The sequence below is a fragment of the Streptomyces albidochromogenes genome (assembly GCF_005981925.1).
Taxonomy (GTDB): domain Bacteria; phylum Actinomycetota; class Actinomycetes; order Streptomycetales; family Streptomycetaceae; genus Streptomyces; species Streptomyces albidochromogenes.
In genome coordinates, this window is sequence record NZ_VBVX01000604.1 from 1 (window position 1) to 1,465 (window position 1,465).

General features: G+C 74.2%; 2 protein-coding genes. Both read left to right on the top strand.

The annotated features are described in order from the left end of the window. Nucleotides 1–145: 145 nt before the first annotated feature. Entirely contained in the window at nt 146–652 is a 507-nt protein-coding gene (locus E2E34_RS34235; RefSeq protein WP_138905705.1) for a DUF6912 family protein, read from the top strand. 83 nt (nt 653–735) lie between these two features. Further along, a complete protein-coding gene (locus tag E2E34_RS34240; protein WP_138905706.1) occupies nt 736–1,401 on the top strand; it encodes an HAD family hydrolase in 666 nt (221 codons plus the stop codon). The last annotated feature ends 64 nt before the right edge of the window (nt 1,402–1,465 follow it).

A 1,465-nucleotide genomic window follows, 5' to 3' on the forward strand; every position in this document is an offset into this window, starting at 1 on the left:
GGGTGACGGGGGGCAGCCCTGGAGCGGCGGGGGCCCGATCACCATCGCGTCGGGTGGACGGCGCGGGGACCGGGGAGCACCACCCCGAAGGGGGACTCCGTACGTATCCTTGAGGCCGTCTCCCGTCTACGAAAGCGGCCTGCCGATGCGCGTCTACGTCCCCCTGACCCTTCCCGGTCTCGCTGAGGCGCACAAGGCGGGACAGCTGGGGCCCGGCCCCCTGACGGCGTACGCCGTGACGCCCGGCCTGCGCGAGTGGTACGTCTCGGACGACATCGAGGAGCTGGAGTACGCCGCGCTCAGCCGCGCCGCCGCCGCCTCGCTGCGCCTGCTGGCCGGGGACCCCGGCGCTGCCCGGCGCCGGGTCGTCGTGGCCGTCGACGTACCGGACGGGGACGCGGTCGCCGACCCGGACCGGGGTCTGGACGCGGCGGGACTCGGCGAAGTGCGGATCGCCGCCCCGGTGCCCCTGAAGAAGGCGGCGGCGGTGCACGTCGACGCGGACGACGCGCAGGCGGACGTGACGGCGGCGGCCGCGGCCCTGGGGGCGGCGGACCACGGCGACGACGACGCGCAGTTCACCGTGGACGGGGCCGAGGACCACGAACTGCTGTGGTTCGGAGTGCAGGAGATTCCCCACTTGATCGGCTGACCTGCCGCTGCGGTCCCTGCCGGCCGATTGGCCGCCGGGACTCGGGGGACTGCGTTGTCGTACCCGGTGGGTACCTTCTTGGAATGGGGAAGCACACGACGACGCATCTGGTCTGGGACTGGAACGGCACGCTGCTCGACGACATCAGTGCGGTCATCGGCGCGACGAACGCCGCGTTCGCGGAGATCGGCATCGAGCCGATCACGCTGGAGCGGTACCGGGAGCTGTACTGCGTGCCCATTCCCCGCTTCTACGAGCGGCTGATGGGGCGGCTGCCGACGGAGGCGGAGTGGCTGGTCATGGACGAGGCCTTCCACCGGCACTACACCGAGCTGCGCGTGGTGTGCGCCCTGGCCCAGGGGGTGGAGGAGCTGCTGAAGGAGTGGGCGGCCGCCGGGCGGAGCCAGTCGCTGCTGAGCATGTACGGGCACGACCAGCTGCTGCCGGTGGTGCGGCAGTACGGGATCGAGCGGCACTTCGTACGGGTGGACGGGCGGACCGGGCCTTCGGGCGGCAGCAAGGCCGCGCACATGGCCCGGCACGTCGCGGCGCTCGGTGACGTCGCGCCGGAGCGCCTCGTCGTGATCGGCGACGCGGTCGACGACGCGGTGGCGGCCGCGCACGTGGGGGCGCGGGCGGTGCTCTACACCGGGGGCTCGCACAGCCGGGCCAGCCTGGAGCCGGCCGGCGTGCCGGTGGTGGACACCCTCGCGGAGGCGGTGGGTCTGGCGGAGCGGTGGATGGGGTGACGCCGTACCCGGGGCGCGGCGCTCGGACGCCGGGCCCCGGCGCGGTGCTCGTACGCCGGCCCGC